Origin of the sequence: Dietzia sp. NCCP-2495, assembly GCF_026011735.1 — a bacterium.
In the GTDB taxonomy this organism is placed as follows: Bacteria; Actinomycetota; Actinomycetes; order Mycobacteriales; family Mycobacteriaceae; genus Dietzia.
This window is the reverse complement of sequence record NZ_BRVN01000013.1, coordinates 12562-28173: the sequence shown is the minus strand read 5'-3', so window position 1 is coordinate 28173 and position 15612 is coordinate 12562. Positions and strand designations below refer to the sequence as shown.

Sequence of the window (15612 nt, the reverse complement as noted above, 5' to 3'; positions counted from 1 at the left end):
GCGAGAAGGTAGCCGTGTGACTCCTGTGACTTCCATTTCTGCAGGTCACTGACGTTCAGGACGAGGCCCCACCGGGTTCCTCGGCAGGTCCACCCTCTCCGAGAAAATCATCCGGACTCACGTTGTCGAGGAACTCGCGGAACGCCTCGACCTCCTCGTCGCCCTGTCCCGCGAGCGAGATCCCGACCTCGTCGAGAACCTCTCTGCTCACCATCACCGGGGACGCGGTCCGCAGCGCCACCGCCACGGCGTCTGACGGCCTCGCAGACACGCGGGTCTCACCGATGACGAGCTCGGCGAAGAACGTCCCCTCGGCCACCCCGACGATCTCGACCCTGTCGAGCGGGTGCGAGAACGTGTCTAGAAGGGTCGCCACGAGGTCGTGGGTCAACGGCCGGCCCGGCCGGACCCCCTGTTGCTGGAGGCTGATCGCGGCGGCCTCGGCCGCTCCGATCCAGATCGGCACATACCGTCCCCCTTCCTTCTCGTGAAGGATCAGGACAGGTGCGTACTCGGGCTCCTCGAAACGGATTCCGACGACGTCGACCTCGCGCATGTTGCTCCCCATATTCTCCGCCTCTCGACGACTCCAGCGTAGCCCTGAATCCTGGCACGGCGAGCGGACCCGGCCCGGCGTCCGCGACACCGACCGGCCCCTGTTCCGGGTACGGCCCCGGCATCAGGATTCGAGCGCGTGTCGCACAGCGACGGTCACCAGCGTCGAGTGCAACGCCACGGACAGAGCGGCGATCTCGCGCGCCAGTTCCGCCGCGCGGTCTCGCGCATCCGCGTCGCTCTGCCTGGCGACCGGCCCGGCGATCTGCTCGATGAGACCGGTCTGCCGGTCAGCTGCGGTCCGGAACCCGCGCAGGTGACGTACATCGACACCGTGGCCAGCCAGGTCGTGTGCCGTACGGGCGATGAGAACAGCCTCCGGGTCGTAGAACCCACCCTGACCGGCCGCGATGAGCCCGGCGTCGATGAGCGAGTCGACGAGCGAGGCATCAACACCGGATTGGTCAACCACGTTTTCCCTGGTCAGCCTCTTGAGCGAATCGCTCCGGAAGTCATCCGGCTCAGAGCCCGGGACGGAGTCGGCGCCCGGCCGGGGCCTGAGCGCCGTCGTGGAACCGTCGGCGATCGCGGCGTCGAGAGCCTCGAGCTCCTCACGGATCACCTTGAGAGGCAGGTACCTGTCCCGCTGAGCGGTGAGGACGTACCGGAGACGCTCCCTGTCCTCGACACTGAAGCGCCGGTATCCGCTCGGGGTCCGTTCCGGCGTGACAAGACCTTCGTTCTCCAGGAATCGGACCTTCGACACCGTCAGGTCCGGGAACTCCGGACTGAGTAGTGCGATGACGCCGCCGATGGAGAGGTGCTTCTCCTCGGCGGCGCCGTGGCCGGCTACGGTCACTGCCCGGGCGTGCCAGTCAGGAACACCAGGCGGAACTTACCGATCTGCACCTCGTCGCCGTTCGACAGCGAAGCGGAGTCGACCGGCTCGCGATTGACGTAGGAGCCGTTCAGCGATCCGACGTCGACGACGGTGAACCCGCCGTCCTCACGCCGGAACTCGGCGTGACGGCGGCTCACGGTGACATCGTCCAGGAAGATGTCGCTGTCCGGGTGACGCCCGGCCGAGGTCGTCCCCTGGTCGAGGAGAAAACGCGAACCGGCGTTCGGTCCCCGCTTGACCACCAGCAACGCCTGGCCCTCGGGCAGCCCCTCGACACCCGTCACCGACGAATCCGACGGTGCGGACTGCTGATCGGTCTCGTTGAGGAGCTCGGCGCGGAAGACAGAGGTGGTCTCGGCGGTCGCCTCGGGCATGTTCTTGTTCTCGGTCACGTTCGTCTCTCCTCGTCTGAGCCCTGGCGTTGGGCTCACGGTGCGCTGCAATTGATTCTATGACGGACGGCCCGTCCGCGTGGGCGGGGGCGGGCTTCTGGGCCCACTCAGTCTTCGGTGACCTTGGCGTATCCGTCCGAATCGAGCGTCTGCTCCAGCTGCGCCTCGAGGTCATCGGCGTCTGCGACCTCCAGAACGATGATCCAGCCCTCGCCGTACGGATCCGAGTTGACCAGCTCCGGCGCCGCCTCGAGCGCGGAGTTGGTCTCGACGACCTTGCCGGTCAGCGGCGCGAAGAGATCCGAGACGCTCTTCGGGGACTCGACCTCACCGAACGGCTCGCCGGTCTCGGTCTCGCTGCCGACCTCGGGAAGCTGGACAAAGACGATATCGCCGAGCTTGGACTGCGCGTACTCGGTGATCCCGATACGAACCCGGGTGTCCGACACCCGCTCAACCCACTCGTGCTCGTCGGTGTACCGAAGCTGGTCGGGGATGTTCTGATCGCTCACAGGCGTGCCCTTCTCGAGTGGCTCACTGAAGAATTCCAACTGGCGACATTACACACTGTGCGGGCGGGTCCCATCAGCCGATCCGACCCGATGAGGCCGAATCGCCACTGCGATCCGACGCGCCTGCCAGAGGTAGATGCTCCCGCTCCACGCATAGAGACCCACGCCCCAGTACAGGCACGCTTCGCCTACGACCTTGAGGGCCTCCGCCCCGGCGACCCCGGCGTGACCGGCCGACAATAGCGGGAGAGACCAGAACAGCGCGAAGGTCGCCGCCTTACCCAGATATGTCACCTCGGGTTCGAGTCCCCGACGGCGATAGACCGGCAGGGTCACCACGAGCAGCGCGTCCCGGGCGAGGAGCACCACGACGACCCACAGGGGGATGTACCCGGCGATGGCGAAGGTCACGGGGACGACGGCGACGAGAATCCGATCCGCGATCGGGTCCAGCCTCTCCCCCCACGTCGACCGCATGTTCCACAGGCGCGCGATCTTGCCGTCGAGCCAGTCCGAGACGACGAGCACTCCGAGGAGCCACAACGCCAGCGTCGGGTCCTTCCAGCCGAGGATGGTGGCGACCAGGACCGGGATCAGTGCGATGCGCCCCAGTGAGATCGCGTTCGGCAGGGTCCAGAACCGATCACTGATCTCGGGTCCGCGCGCCGGATCATCGGACTCCAGACCGGGCGGGATCGCCGCGGAGAGGTGCCCTCCGCGCGGTGGCGGGATCTTGGCACCGAGGACCTTGCCCTCGCCCGTCCGCCATTCCCGGAGGTCGGTCTCCCGCTTGCCGTCGCGCGCCGCGTTCATCGGAATGTGGACATCATCCCGGAGAAGACGCTGCCCCCGGCTGCCATCGGGTTGTCATGGACCATGTAGGTCCACGTGGAGGTGGGTCGGGCCATGTCGTTCGCGGCGAGGTCCACCCCGTAATCGGTGAATTCGATGTCCGCGAATGTCTTCTCCGTCTCACGGACGGCATCGGAGGCGAGATCCCGGAAATGGTCGATCGCGATCCGGTGGAACTCGTCGAGTGGGTTCTCGCGCCCGAGCGCACGGAGGTGGATCGACTCCCTCACGTCGTTCATCGCCTCGAGGTGCTCAGCCCAACCACGGTCGAGGTGCCAGAGCGCGATCTCCCGGCATCCCCGGACCACCGCATCACGACCGTGCGCGCTGACGAGTTCCGCGCTCCTGTCCGGATCGTGCGCGGTGAGCTCGTCGAAGGCCTTCTCCGTCAGCAGCAGCGCCGAGCGTCGCTCGGCGAGGATGTCACGCTGCTCGGCGAGCAGGCGACTGTAGCGCCATGTGTTGGAGTGGATCTCCAGCATCTGCCCCTCGGTGACCCGCTGCGCGTGGTCGACGGCATCGCGCCCGCGATTCCCCTTGAGCAGGCCGGAGATCCGATCATGGGCGGTCGGGATCTTCTCGGCCTCCAGCGCGGCCGTGACGACGGGATCCTCCATCGAGGCGAAGAACACCGAACTCCCCGGATCTCCCTGGCGGCCGGCGCGGCCGCGGAGCTGGTTGTCGAGACGTTCGGTGCGGTGCCGACCGGTACCCACGACGTGGAGGCCACCCAGGTCGACCACCTCGTCACGCCGGGATTCGTCCGATCCGCCGAGTCGGATATCGGTTCCGCGTCCGGCCATCTGGGTGGAGACGGTAACGTTCCCGATATCGCCGGCCTCGGCGATGATCGTCGCCTCCTCCTCGTCGTTCTTGGCGTTGAGGACAGAACACGTGACGCCCTTCTCTGCCAGCCGACTCGCCAACTCCTCGGATTCGGCCACGTCATGGGTGCCGACCAGGACCGGCTGCCCCGTGCCGTGCACCTCGGCGATGTGGTCGACGAGCGCGCGGGTCTTGCTGTCCACGTCGATGTACGTGCGATCGGCCTCGTCGAACCGGATGTTGGGCCGGTTCGGTTCGATTTGTGAGACACCCAGGGAGTAGAACTCACGGAGCTGGGCGCCGGCGGCGAGCGCCGTCCCGGTCATCCCGCAGACCTTGGAATAGCGGCCGATGAACGCCTGGACGGTGAGACTGTCGAGGATCTTCCCGGCTTCGGAGACGGCGACCTCCTCCTTGGCCTCGACCGCGGCCTGCAGTCCGTCCGGCCAGCGCTGGAGCTCGGCGACGCGTCCTCGAGAAGCGTTGATCAGTTGTACCCGCCCGTCACGGACGATGTAGTCGACATCCCGGCGCAGCAGGAAGCAGGCGTGGAGCGCTACGTTCACCTGGACGAGAGTGGTCCCGACATGGTCCTCGTCGTACAGATCGTCTATCCCCAGTTCCGTCTCGATCGCGGCAGCGCCGTCCTCGGTGAGGAAGATGTTCCGTCGCTCGGAGTCCGTCTCGTAGTGGCGCCCCGGACGGAGCTTCCTCACCGCCGCCAACACCTCACCAGTGGGGGCCTCACCGGAGGTGGATCCGGCGAGCACGAGAGGAACCAGGGCCTCGTCCACCAGCACGGAATCCGCTTCGTCGATGATCGCCACATCCGTCGACGGGGAGATGAGATCGTCCGGGTTCGTCACCAACTGCTCACGCAGGACGTCGAACCCGATCTCCGAGACCGAGCCGTAGGTGATGTCGCAGGCGTAGGCATCCCTGCGCTCGACACGAGTAGAGGCCTCGGTGACATGACCGACGGAGAGTCCGAGGAGCTCGAACATCGGGGCCATCCACGCGGCGTCGCGGGCCGCGAGGTAGTCGTTCACCGAGATGACGTGGACGGTGTGCCCCTGGAGGGCGTAGCCCGCGGCGGCGATCGCCCCCGAGAGCGTCTTGCCCTCGCCTGTGGCCATCTCGACCACGTCGCCGGCGAACATCCGCAGTGCGCCCTGCAGCTGCACGTCGAACGGCCTCAAGTCGACCGTGCGGGTGGCGGCCTCCCGCGCCAGAGCGAGGAATCTCGCCTGGTCGTCAGCGGAGTCACCGAAAAGCGTGAGCCCGTGGGCGGCGTCGGCGAACTCGGCATCATCCAGTCCCGCCGCCCAGTCGTCGAACCCGTGGGAGGCGTCCACCGCGCTCTGCGCGCGTGACGTATCCCGGCCCTGGGTGGAGCCCATCAGCTTCCAGAAGCGGTTGGCAAATCCCACGCGCGAGGTCCTTCCCTGTCACGAACAGTTGCCACCACCGTACGCAGGCCGGGCCCGGTACGGCTGCACGGCCCACCGGTCGCTGAGCTACAGGTCAGAGTCGATCTGACCGCGTAGCCGCCGCATCGCCTCCGTCGACAGTATCCGGTCCCCGGCGCGGGCTGCCAGGCGCTCGGCAGCGAGGTCCGCCTGGCTCGAACTGTTCGGCGCAGAGTGTGGGCGCATCCCGTTCTCGCGCGCGATCCCGGCGTAGCGTTCCGCCTCGGCGACCGCTGCCTGCGCACGGGCCTCGACCGATTCGACGAGCTCGCGGAACGCGACCGCACGCTCGAGGACCTCCGCCCACGCCCCATCGATGTGGGTACCCAGCCCGGTCAACGTGGTGAACCCGTCACTCGCCGGGGCAAACGACGACGCCGCGGCGGCCTCGCGGAGCCGGCACAGGTCACCCGAGAGCCCGATCACCTCGGTCTCCGCATCGAACTGGAGCCGGATCTCCTCGACCGACCGACCTCCACGGCGATATGCCACGAGCAACCGGTCGTACAGACCACCCACCTCCATGATCATCGCGGTGTACATCTCCGGAATCCTCCGGCGATCGGCGCGGATGTGCGGGATCGCCGGCAGCGACTCGACGACCGTCTGCACCCGGTGCGGCAGAGTGACCCGACCCATCCCCCGCTGCCCGTAGGCCGCGGCCACGGTTCCCAATTCAGCGAGCGTGCGCGGGACCAGGGGCACCGGGGCCATCGTCGGAGTGGAGGCGAGGGCGTCGAAGAGTCGGCCACGATCATCGGTGTCCAGATGGACTCCCCGACGGCGATCGGCCCGGATGTCCTTCACGCGGAACGCGAACACACCGGTCCCCCGCGTGAATCCCGTCCGGAGGACCAGGTATTTGCGGTCCAACTCGGCGAGGCGGGTCCGTAGGGCCATGCGCAGCATCGACGACGCCGGGGAATCGATGATCCGCCGGAGGTCGTGACGCTGCTCCTCGATGATCCGCACCTGGTGGAAGCCCCCCACCGTGGGGAACGGGAGGTTGTGCCGAAGGCGGGTGCGCACCACGTCGACGATCCGGGGTTCGACGAGTCCGCACGCCACGAGCAGTGCTGCCCGATCCGACAGCTCAGGGACCGGGGGCTCACCTTCCCCGCGACACATCGCGTCCACATCGGACACGATCCTCCCCCGCGCCGTGCGCGACGTTCCGTCGCCGACCATGCGCCCCTCCTCGCCCCGCGCTCGAGAAGAACGCGTCGTTGTCACGGCTTACACACCCGATACAACGAGAGTCCGGGCGACGGTGTTCCACCAGGGTCTCGACTATCGGGACCATCACATCATCCCAGGAGCGCCCCGGTACACGGCGGCTCTTCTCCGCCAGGAGTGACCTCGAGCGATTCGTCCGGGCCGACTGCGGCCATGGCTACCGTGACGTGGTACCCCGGGACACCGAGACCGGGCGCGCCGGAGTCACGGTGACCGGGCGCGCCGGAGTCACCGCTCGAAACCGCGCCGGGAGTCGTCGAGGATTCTGGGCTGGTCCAGCGTGGACGGTGCCAGATCCAGCGGGCTGACGTCCCGGCCGAACTCACCTGCCGCTGCCAGCACCCCCTCGTCGAGGTATTTCAGTCCGTCCACGTCCTGCCGGAGCCGCAGAGGCGGCGGCTCCTGTCCTGTCCCCGCCAGCACGTAGCCCCAGTCACCGAAGGTGGGGACGTGGACGTGATAGGGCGTGGTGCCCCAGCCGGCCGAGCGGACCGTCGACTCGACGCGCCAGAACTGATGAGGTGTGGAGTACGGGCTGCCCGACTGCACCACCATGAGTCCGTCCTCGCTGACCACCCGCCGGATCATCGCGTAGAACTCCTGCGAGTACAGGCGGGACAGGGCCGCATTACGAGGATCCGGGAGATCGACGAGTACGGCCCCGAATCCTCCGGCCGGCACCATCCCGTCGCCTCCCCGGCGGAGCCACGTGAACGCGTCATCGGCGACCACGTCCACCCTCGGGTCATCGAGCGACCCGGCGTTGTCGTCGTACAACACCGTCCTGGCGAGTTCCAGGACGGCCGGGTCCAGTTCCACCTGGACCACCCTTCTCACACCGGGGACCTCCAGCACGTCCCGCGCCGCCAGCCCGTCACCGCCGCCGAGGATGAGCACCTCGGCTGGGCGACCCGACATCGCGGGCTGGACCAACGACTCGGTGTAGCGGTACTCGTCCAGGCTCGAGTACTGCAGTGTCCCGTCCAGATAGAGGCGCCGATCCGTACGCCCGTTGTACCTGGCGCTGGTGACGACGATCTCCTGATACGCGGACTGCGAGTGGGCCACCACGGGGTCGGGATAGAGGCGCGCCCTGGACCACTCGGTCACGTCGTCGACGGCGACGAGCAACAGACCCAGCAGGACCGCGACGACCGCCAGAGAAAATCCCGCCGCGATCGTCCGTGCACGCGGCAGGAAATGGCGGAGAACGAGTGCCAGGAGGATCGCTGCCGCGCCGATGTTGACCAAACCGGTCACCGCCGTGGCCTGCTGCATCCCCATCACCGGGAGCAGCAGGAACGGCCACACCAGACCACCCACGAGCGCCCCCAGGTAGTCGGCGGCGTTGAGATTGGCGAGGGTCCTGCCCGCCTCCTGCGCTCCGCTGCGGCGACCGGTCTGCAGGAGCGCCATGAGCAGGGGGACCTCGGCACCCACGAGCGCCCCGATCATCGCCGTGGCGAGAGCCAGCACGACGAGGGACGACTGCGTGCCGAGCGAGGTGAAGGTGACGTACAGCGCGGTCGCCGACACCCCACCGACCAACCCGAGCGCGGTCTCGATCCCCATGAACGTCGCCGCCGCGCGGTTGACGAACGGCTTGGCGAGCAGGGCGCCGAGCCCGAGGGCCGCGACGTAGCCCGCAACGATGAGGCTGGTCGCAACGATCCCACCGCCCTGGACCGTGGTGGCGAGGGTGAGCAGGGCCAGTTCGTAGATCAGGCCACACGCGGCGCAGGCGGCCACGGCGGCCAGGACGACCGGACGCCACCAGCGCCCGCCGAGAAACGGGACGACGACCTCCTCGCCCGCATCGACGGGCGGGCGGTCAGGCAATGGCTGCGGCGTTGACCGCGCCGACCGCGATGAGAGTCGCCGCGACGGCGAGCGAGGCGGTGCTGAACGTCGGCGCCGACACCAGGTCACGGAACCGACCCGGCACCACCAGTTCGAGGATCACCAACGTCACGGCCTGGAACACCACGCCGAGCAAGCCGTACACGACCACGTCGACGATTCCCCACAGCAGGTCATCGGAGGCGTTGGTCATGACGGTGACCACGATGATCGCCAGGGCCACCGACGAGGCGGCGTGGAGCGCGGCGGCATTGGGTCGATGATCGATGAAGATGTGTTGCCGGAGGCTTCCGGGGGTCAGCACGTCGAGGACGACGAAGCCGACGGCCAGTACCAGGGCGCCCACGCCGAAGTACGCCAGAGACAGCCCGATTCCGTCCAGCAGTTCGGGCAAACGGACAGCGGTGTTCACCGGTTCTCCTTCTGGTCGTGGCCACCTGGGCCGGTCGTGTGGGTCACTTGGCTCCGAACCCGCCGGAGCTCCCGCCCGACGAACTGGCCGGGCTCCGGGGTCCGAACGATCCGCCGAGGAACAGGAAGCCGCCGGATTGCAGAGTCCGGGAGTTCTCGTCGAGCTGGACCCGACACCCGAGTCCCCCGGAGGGGCCGACGATGATCATGTCGTCGCCGTAGCGCAGGTACTCGGTCTCGCCCTGCTTCTGGCTCGCGTCGGGACGTTCGTGGTCCCTGATGTCGGCGACGGTCGCGTCAACGTCACCACGGCAGTCGTAGGTGTTGGCGGCCTGGGCCGTGGGCGTGTAGTTGTCACGCACGTAGCGCACCGCGTTCTTGCCTCCCGCCACCAGGACGAGCCCCAGCAGCACGGCCATCACGCCTCCGACCAGCGCGATGAGGAGACCTCTCCTGCCCTTCACGCCACCACCTCCATCGCCGCACCCGAGATTGCGACCTCGACTGTGGACTCGGTGGTCACCACGTCGCCACCGGCGGTCGCCGGGTACAGGTGCCAGGTCCGCCACTGCCAGCCGCGCTCGTCGGCCCGGGCCTCGACCACGGTGAGTGCGCCCGCCGCCCCCGGGAACCGGCCCGCGAGGACGTTCTCGTCCTGCTCGCCGCGGGCGGTCAGATCGTCCACCAGTTCCCGGAACGCCGCAGCGGACAGCGTCTCGACCGCACCACGCAGACGGTGGGTCCCCCACTGACCTCGACTGGACTCAGGATCCCGGGGCAGCCCGTGACCTGCCGAAGCCCGGCAGGACACCTCCTCCGTGACCGTGTCCTCTCCGTCGACCACCATCGTGATCGCGTGGGATGCCCCGAGGATCGCCGCCCTGAGCGAGACCGGGAGGTGTGGGTGCTCGAACTCCTCGGTCGCGAGGGCTGCCGGCGCGGGTTCCGTGTCGACCCGGTAGCCCAGTTCCCGGGCAGCGACGTCGTCCGGCGCCACGTCCAGGTCGTGCAGGGTCACTTGACGTACCCCGGATCGCCGGCTGCGGGCGGCGCCGGGTAGACGGTCATCTCCCCCGGTGACATCGGGCGGCCCGAGGAGAGCTCCCAGCCCGCGTCGTCCCAGTTCTCGAACGAGAGCAGCGAACTGCCGTCGCCGGTCTGGTAGTCCCGGTACCGCATGCGTCCCTGCGGGGGCAGCCCCGTCGTTCCTTCACAGGTGTAGTGGGCCTCGCCGGACTCGTCCTCGCGGTAAACGCGGTCATCCAACACGAGCTCGGGTGAGGGCTGGAGGCCGTGCCCCTTGCGGGTGGTCCACCACGTGAGTTCGAGCTGTCCCTCGTCCTCCTCCACGCCGAGCCACCGGGCGCCGTCGCCCCCGTCGAGGAGGTGCTCCCACCACACGAAGCCGCCCTGACGCAGCGTGATGCTCCCGCGCACGACGTAGTCGACCCCGCCGTAGGCGACGATCGCGCCCGGACCGAGGTTCTTCGGCCCGAACCCCTGCGCCATCTGACCGGAAGCCAGTGGATCCACACGAGCCCCCGGTCCGGCGTTCTTCCCGCTGTTCCTGGACTTGATCACGAGTCCGATGATCGCGCCTACGACGACCACCAGACCGATCACGATGAGAAGTTCTCCCACCCGGCTCAACCCCTCCGCGACGCGTCGGCCCCCGAACCCGATCCGATCCAAGGGTTTTCCTGCGCAAGGCTAACGCACCGCGCCGCGTCGATGTGGTCTGGATACCCGCCGTCCTGTAGCGCCGAGACGCTCCGAGCACGACGAAGCCCCGGGGCGGATCTCTCCGTCCCGGGGCTTCATTGTGTCGGGCTGACAGGATTTGAACCTGCGACCCCTTGACCCCCAGTCAAGTGCGCTACCAAGCTGCGCCACAGCCCGTGACCGTCTCCGCTCCTCGCGGCGACTGGACTAGATTAGCGCACCCTTTTGCGTGACTGAAATCGGGGGTCATTTGCGCTGTCGACGCTCCTTCACGCGCACGTTCACCCGCACCGGAGAACCGTCGAAACCGAAGGTCTCGCGCAATCTGCGCTCGAGGAATCGACGGTAGTTGGCCTCCAGGAAGCCGGTCGAGAAGAGCACGAACGTCGGCGGCCGGGTGGTGGCCTGGGTACAGAACCGGATTCGCGGGAGGCGACCGCCACGCATCGGCGGCGGCGTGGCCGCGACGACCTCGTTCATCCACGTGTTGAGCGGGCCGGTCGGAATCCGCTTGTCCCACGAATCGAGCGCGATCTCCATCGCCGGTACAAGCTTGTTCAGTGCACGGCCGGTATGAGCCGAGATGTTCACCCGGTGCGCCCACGTGAGGATCTTCGACAGCTCGCGGTCGATCTCCTTGTCCAGGTCGTACCGACGGTCCTCGTCAACGAGGTCCCACTTGTTGAACGCGATCACCAGAGCGCGCCCTGCGTCGGCGACCATCGAGATGACCCGGAGGTCCTGCTCCGTGATGGGCTCGGAGGCGTCGAGCATCAACACCACCACTTCGGCGGCCTCGATCGCGCCCCGGGTACGCAACGACGCGTAGTACTCGTGTCCGTAGGCCTGGTTCACCTTGCGACGCAGGCCGGCGGTGTCGACGAATCGCCACGTCTTACCGCCGAGTTCCACGAGGGAGTCGACGGGGTCGACCGTCGTTCCGGCGACGTTGTCCACCACGGACCGGTCCTCGCCGGTGAGCTTGTTGAGCAGGCTCGACTTACCCACGTTCGGCTTTCCCACCAGGGCGACGCGGCGGGGCGCGTCGGTGACCTCGCGCATGGTCGCCTTGGACGGCAGCTTGGAGACGATCTCGTCGAGCAGGTCGCCGGTACCGCGACCGTGGGCTGCCGAGATGGCGAACGGCATGTCCAAGCCGAGGCCCCAGAACTCGGCGGACTCGAGTTCCGCCTTCTCGCTGTCCACCTTGTTCACCGCGAGGATCACCGGGGTCTTTGACCGGCGCAGTGTCTTGGCCACGGTCTCGTCACCGGCGGTGATCCCCACGGTGCCGTCGCAGACCAACACGATGAGGTCGGCGGTCCCCATGGCGATCTCGGCCTGCTGCGCGATCGAGCGGTGCATGCCCTTCGCGTCCTGCTCCCAGCCGCCGGTGTCCTGCACCATGAACGATCGACCGTTCCACAGTCCCTCGTACGACACGCGGTCGCGCGTCACGCCGGGGACGTCCTCGACGACCGCCTCGCGGCGGCCGATGATCCTGTTGACGAGGGTGGACTTGCCGACGTTGGGTCGCCCGACGATCGCGACGGTCGGGAGCACCTCGACGCCCTCGACCTCCGCCCGGATCTCGTCGGCGAAATCCGAGGCGATCGCGTCCCAGTCGGTGTCGTCGTCCCAGCTGTCCTCGATGGTCTCCTCACCGGGTCCGGTGGGCAGGTCGAAGTCCTCGGTACCGGTCACTGTGCGTTCCCTTCTGCGGTGGCGCCCTGAGACGCCTCGGTTCCCTCGGCGAGGGCGACCAACTTCTCGAGCACCTCGTCGAGCGTGAGGTCAGAGGTGTCGATCACCACGGCGTCCTCAGCGGGGCGCAGCGGACTGGCCGCGCGGGTGGAGTCCTTGCGGTCGCGCTCGATCACGGCGGCGAGGACCTCGTCATAGTCCGCCTCCCGCCCCGCGGCCAGGTCCTGGTCCGTGCGGCGCCGCGCACGCACCTCCGGGCTGGCGGTGAGATAGATCTTGACCTCGGCATCGGGGAGCACGACGGTGCCGATGTCCCGGCCCTCGAGAACCACGATGCCGCCCTCGGCAGCCAGCTTCCGCTGGAGCCGGACGAGGTTCTCGCGTACCTCCGGCACCGCCGACACGGCGGAGACGTTCGCGGTGACCCACGCGGTGCGAATCTCCTCGCTCACGTCCTCGGAGTCCAGCAGGATGCGTTCGGCGCCGGCGTCGGTACCGATCTCCAACGGCAGATCGGCGGTTGCGCTGATCACCGCGGCGGCGTCCTCGGGATCGATCCCGGCACGGAGTACTTGCAGAGTCGCGACGCGGTACATGGCGCCGGTGTCGAGGTAGGCCCCGTCGACCCGTCCGGCGAGCGTGCGGGCGAGCGTGGACTTTCCGGTCCCGGCGGGACCGTCGATCGCGATGCGCCGGCTCGGACGCGCGGCGCTCACAGCCCGACCGCCGTGAACAGATCGGAGATCTCGGTGCGGTTGAGCTTGCGGAACGATCCCGGGCGCTGGTCACCGAGCGCGACCGAACCGAAGCGGGTACGCACCAGGTCCTCGACGGGGAACCCGGCCTCGGCGAGGAGGCGGCGGACGATGTGCTTGCGGCCCTCGTGCAGGACGACCTTGACCAGCGAGCGTCCGTCGTGGACGTCGAGGAGGGAGAACTGGTCGACCTTCGCCGGGCCGTCCTCCAGCTCGATGCCCTCGCGCAGCTGCTTGCCGAGTCCCTTGCCCACGACGCCGGTCACGGTCGCCATGTAGGTCTTGGACACCTTGTACGAGGGGTGCATGAGGCGGTGCGCCAGCTCGCCGTCGTTCGTCACCAGCAGCAGTCCCTCGGTGTCGGCGTCGAGGCGTCCGACGTGGAACAGCCGCTGCCCGGCGTCGATCCGGTCGGCCACGAGATCGCCGACGCAGGGGCGCCCGCGCTCGTCGGACATGGTCGTGTGGACACCGCGCGGCTTGTTCAGCGCGAGGTAGACCATCTTCTCGTCGAGGACGATCCGGGTGCCGTCGACGCGGATCACCGCGGTGGCGGGATCGACCTTGAGACCCATCTCGCGGACGATCTTGCCATTCACCTCGACCCGGCCCCGGGCGATGAGGTCCTCGGAGGCGCGCCGTGAGGCGACTCCTGCCTGCGCGAGGATCTTCTGGAGCCGGACCGGTGCGCCTTCTCGGCCAGCGGATTCTGTCATGGGGACGTCACATCTCTTCGTCGTCGGTGGTGGGTGTGTCTGGTTCGGGGTCCGCCGCCCTGCGGCGCCGTCCCACGGGAATCCGCGGATCCTCCGCGGGGTCGTCACTCATCTCGTCGACCAGGTCGACATCCGGCAGCAACGGGGCGATGTCCGGAAGCTCGTCGAGCGACGCGAGGCCCAATCTTTCCAGAAAGAGCTCTGTCGTCCTATACAGCATGCCCCCGGTGTCCGCGTCGGTGCCGCATTCGATCGCGAGTCCGCGCGCCACGAGGGTGCGCATCACGCCGTCCACGTTGACGCCGCGCACGGCCGCGACCCGCGACCGGGTGACCGGCTGACGGTAGGCGATCACGGCCAGAGTCTCGAGCGCCGCCCGGGTCAACGTGGCGCGGGTGCCGTCCGTGAGCAGCCGCTCGACGTACGGGGCGAGTTCGCGGCGGGTGTAGAGTCGCCAGCCCTCGCCTGTGCGCCGCAGGTCCATGCCACTGCCGCTCGCCGTCAGGTCGTCGCGCCAGGCACGGAGTTCGGCATCGACCTCGCCCGCGGTGGCACCGGCGGCCGTCGCGAGGATCCCCTCGGCCGTCGGCTGGTCGACGACGAGGAGGAGCGCCTCGAGGCGGGCCCTCAGTGGCGGCACGTCGGGGTCGATGCTCAGCGTGTCGTCGTTGTCGTCGTTGCTGTCGTTGTCGTCGTCGGCCAGCGTGCCGGCGTCGCCCCCGCCCCCGTCAGGGTCGCCCGTCACACCCACCCCGTCCGGTTCCGACGACACGTCCGGGACCTCCGGGCGGTCCCCGACCGGCACGTCGTCACTCACGTCCATTCGTCCCTCCCCCTCGTCACCTGGTCGCCGTCCTCACCCGTCCAGCTCACCAACAGGTCCCCCAGCGCCTCTTCCTGGGTGAGCGCGACCGCGCGCGCCCGGTACAACTCCAACAGGGCGAGAAACCGGGCGACGACGACGAGGCTCTCCTCACAGCCGGCCACCAGTTCCCGAAAATCTACCCACTGACCGCGTCCCCGGAACTTCAACAGTTCCAGGACCCGACCGGCCTGCTCGGGAACCGAAACGACCGGCGCGTGGATGTGGGCCACCCCCACCTCGTCGACCGGACGCGGGCGGAACGCCACCGCGGCGATCGTGGCGAGCTGCTCGGCGTCCACGCCCAGTTCGACCTCCGGCAGGATCCCCAGGAACTCGTCGTCCGGCCCCGCGGTCCGCGGATACGAGTGCCGGGCCGTGCGGTCGAGCTCGCCGAACAATTCGGCGACCTGCCGGAACGCCCGGAACTGGAGTAGGCGGGCGAAGAGCAGGTCCCGCGCCTGCAGCAATGCCAGGTCCTCCACGTCCTGGACCTCGCCGGACGGGACCAACCGTGCCGTCTTGAGGTCGAGCAACGTCGCCGCCACCACCAGGAACTCCGTGACCTCCTCGAGTCCGGCCTCCACTCCCAGGTCGCGGGTGTAGGCGATGAACTCGTCGGTCACCGCGTGCAGCGCCACCTCGGTCACGTCGAGTCGACGCGAGTCGATGAGCTTGAGGAGCAGGTCGAACGGACCCGTGAAATTGGTGAGGTGGACCCGGAACCCGCCGGTCTCGTCCGGCTCGGTGGCTGGCTCCGGCACGCCCGCCCGGTGCGGATCGGTGGGGTCGAACGGCGGCGCCACGTGCCCGTCGAGCTCGGGCGCGCCGGTCATCGGA

17 protein-coding genes and 1 tRNA gene are annotated in these 15612 nt (G+C 68.4%); all 18 read right to left on the bottom strand.

Translation table 11 applies throughout. From position 1 onward, the window contains the following. Positions 1 to 55 precede the first annotated feature (55 nt). Positions 56 to 556: a bifunctional nuclease family protein gene (locus OPF83_RS11840; protein WP_264887713.1), complete on the bottom strand. Its 501-nt coding sequence runs from the start codon at positions 554 to 556 to the stop codon at positions 56 to 58. Positions 557 to 679: 123 nt separating this feature from the next. Further along, positions 680 to 1414: a MerR family transcriptional regulator gene (locus tag OPF83_RS11835; RefSeq protein ID WP_264887659.1), complete on the bottom strand. Its 735-nt coding sequence runs from the start codon at positions 1412 to 1414 to the stop codon at positions 680 to 682. Next, positions 1411 to 1830, bottom strand: a complete 420-nt coding sequence (locus OPF83_RS11830; protein ID WP_264887712.1) for an FHA domain-containing protein — start codon at positions 1828 to 1830, stop codon at positions 1411 to 1413. The genes OPF83_RS11835 and OPF83_RS11830 overlap by 4 nt, the downstream gene beginning before the upstream one ends. A gap of 125 nt (positions 1831 to 1955) precedes the next feature. Then, positions 1956 to 2360, bottom strand: a complete 405-nt coding sequence (gcvH, locus tag OPF83_RS11825; protein WP_264887711.1) for a glycine cleavage system protein GcvH — start codon at positions 2358 to 2360, stop codon at positions 1956 to 1958. A gap of 48 nt (positions 2361 to 2408) precedes the next feature. Further along, positions 2409 to 3173: a CDP-alcohol phosphatidyltransferase family protein gene (locus tag OPF83_RS11820; RefSeq protein WP_264887658.1), complete on the bottom strand. Its 765-nt coding sequence runs from the start codon at positions 3171 to 3173 to the stop codon at positions 2409 to 2411. Then, the gene (gene secA2, locus OPF83_RS11815; RefSeq protein WP_264887710.1) at positions 3170 to 5437 is read right to left on the bottom strand and encodes an accessory Sec system translocase SecA2; all 2268 of its coding nucleotides are present in this window, start codon (positions 5435 to 5437) and stop codon (positions 3170 to 3172) included. The genes OPF83_RS11820 and secA2 overlap by 4 nt, the downstream gene beginning before the upstream one ends. A 117-nt stretch (positions 5438 to 5554) precedes the next feature. Beyond that, positions 5555 to 6694, bottom strand: coding sequence for a hypothetical protein (locus OPF83_RS11810; RefSeq protein WP_264887657.1), 1140 nt, complete (start codon positions 6692 to 6694; stop codon positions 5555 to 5557). A gap of 276 nt (positions 6695 to 6970) precedes the next feature. Next, positions 6971 to 8581 carry a polyamine aminopropyltransferase gene (locus OPF83_RS11805; RefSeq protein WP_264887656.1) on the bottom strand — a complete coding sequence of 537 codons (1611 nt, stop codon included), beginning with the start codon at positions 8579 to 8581 and terminating at the stop codon, positions 6971 to 6973. Next, positions 8574 to 9014, bottom strand: a complete 441-nt coding sequence (locus tag OPF83_RS11800; RefSeq protein WP_264887655.1) for a DUF350 domain-containing protein — start codon at positions 9012 to 9014, stop codon at positions 8574 to 8576. Before OPF83_RS11800 ends, OPF83_RS11805 begins: the two co-directional genes overlap by 8 nt. 43 nt (positions 9015 to 9057) lie before the next feature. Beyond that, positions 9058 to 9477, bottom strand: a complete 420-nt coding sequence (locus tag OPF83_RS11795; protein WP_264887654.1) for a DUF4247 domain-containing protein — start codon at positions 9475 to 9477, stop codon at positions 9058 to 9060. After that, positions 9474 to 10031 carry a DUF2617 family protein gene (locus OPF83_RS11790; RefSeq protein ID WP_264887653.1) on the bottom strand — a complete coding sequence of 186 codons (558 nt, stop codon included), beginning with the start codon at positions 10029 to 10031 and terminating at the stop codon, positions 9474 to 9476. Before OPF83_RS11790 ends, OPF83_RS11795 begins: the two co-directional genes overlap by 4 nt. Then, on the bottom strand, positions 10028 to 10654 hold the full coding sequence (locus OPF83_RS11785) for a DUF4178 domain-containing protein (RefSeq protein ID WP_264887652.1): 627 nt from the start codon (positions 10652 to 10654) through the stop codon (positions 10028 to 10030). Before OPF83_RS11785 ends, OPF83_RS11790 begins: the two co-directional genes overlap by 4 nt. A 184-nt stretch (positions 10655 to 10838) precedes the next feature. Continuing rightward, positions 10839 to 10912: transfer RNA gene (locus tag OPF83_RS11780), tRNA-Pro, on the bottom strand. 69 nt (positions 10913 to 10981) lie between these two features. Next, a complete protein-coding gene (der, locus tag OPF83_RS11775; RefSeq protein ID WP_264887651.1) occupies positions 10982 to 12439 on the bottom strand; it encodes a ribosome biogenesis GTPase Der in 1458 nt (485 codons plus the stop codon). Further along, positions 12436 to 13155 (bottom strand): (d)CMP kinase, encoded by a 720-nt coding sequence (gene cmk, locus OPF83_RS11770; RefSeq protein WP_264887650.1) that lies wholly within the window; start codon positions 13153 to 13155, stop codon positions 12436 to 12438. Before cmk ends, der begins: the two co-directional genes overlap by 4 nt. Then, positions 13152 to 13910 (bottom strand): pseudouridine synthase, encoded by a 759-nt coding sequence (locus OPF83_RS11765; protein WP_264887649.1) that lies wholly within the window; start codon positions 13908 to 13910, stop codon positions 13152 to 13154. Before OPF83_RS11765 ends, cmk begins: the two co-directional genes overlap by 4 nt. A gap of 7 nt (positions 13911 to 13917) precedes the next feature. Further along, complete coding sequence (gene scpB / locus OPF83_RS11760; protein WP_375546259.1) at positions 13918 to 14733, bottom strand: SMC-Scp complex subunit ScpB; 816 nt, start codon at positions 14731 to 14733, stop codon at positions 13918 to 13920. Beyond that, the gene (locus OPF83_RS11755) at positions 14724 to 15608 is read right to left on the bottom strand and encodes a ScpA family protein (protein WP_264887648.1); all 885 of its coding nucleotides are present in this window, start codon (positions 15606 to 15608) and stop codon (positions 14724 to 14726) included. The genes scpB and OPF83_RS11755 overlap by 10 nt, the downstream gene beginning before the upstream one ends. Positions 15609 to 15612: the final 4 nt, after the last annotated feature.

Coding starts and splice junctions, on each gene's coding strand:
- OPF83_RS11840 (WP_264887713.1), bottom strand. CDS start 556: ATGCGCGAGGTCGACGTCGTCGGAATCCGTTTCGAGGAGCCCGAGTAC.
- OPF83_RS11830 (WP_264887712.1), bottom strand. CDS start 1,830: ATGCCCGAGGCGACCGCCGAGACCACCTCTGTCTTCCGCGCCGAGCTC.
- OPF83_RS11820 (WP_264887658.1), bottom strand. CDS start 3,173: ATGAACGCGGCGCGCGACGGCAAGCGGGAGACCGACCTCCGGGAATGG.
- secA2 (WP_264887710.1), bottom strand. CDS start 5,437: ATGGGCTCCACCCAGGGCCGGGATACGTCACGCGCGCAGAGCGCGGTG.
- OPF83_RS11810 (WP_264887657.1), bottom strand. CDS start 6,694: ATGGTCGGCGACGGAACGTCGCGCACGGCGCGGGGGAGGATCGTGTCC.
- OPF83_RS11765 (WP_264887649.1), bottom strand. CDS start 13,910: ATGACAGAATCCGCTGGCCGAGAAGGCGCACCGGTCCGGCTCCAGAAG.
- scpB (WP_375546259.1), bottom strand. CDS start 14,733: ATGGACGTGAGTGACGACGTGCCGGTCGGGGACCGCCCGGAGGTCCCG.
- OPF83_RS11755 (WP_264887648.1), bottom strand. CDS start 15,608: ATGACCGGCGCGCCCGAGCTCGACGGGCACGTGGCGCCGCCGTTCGAC.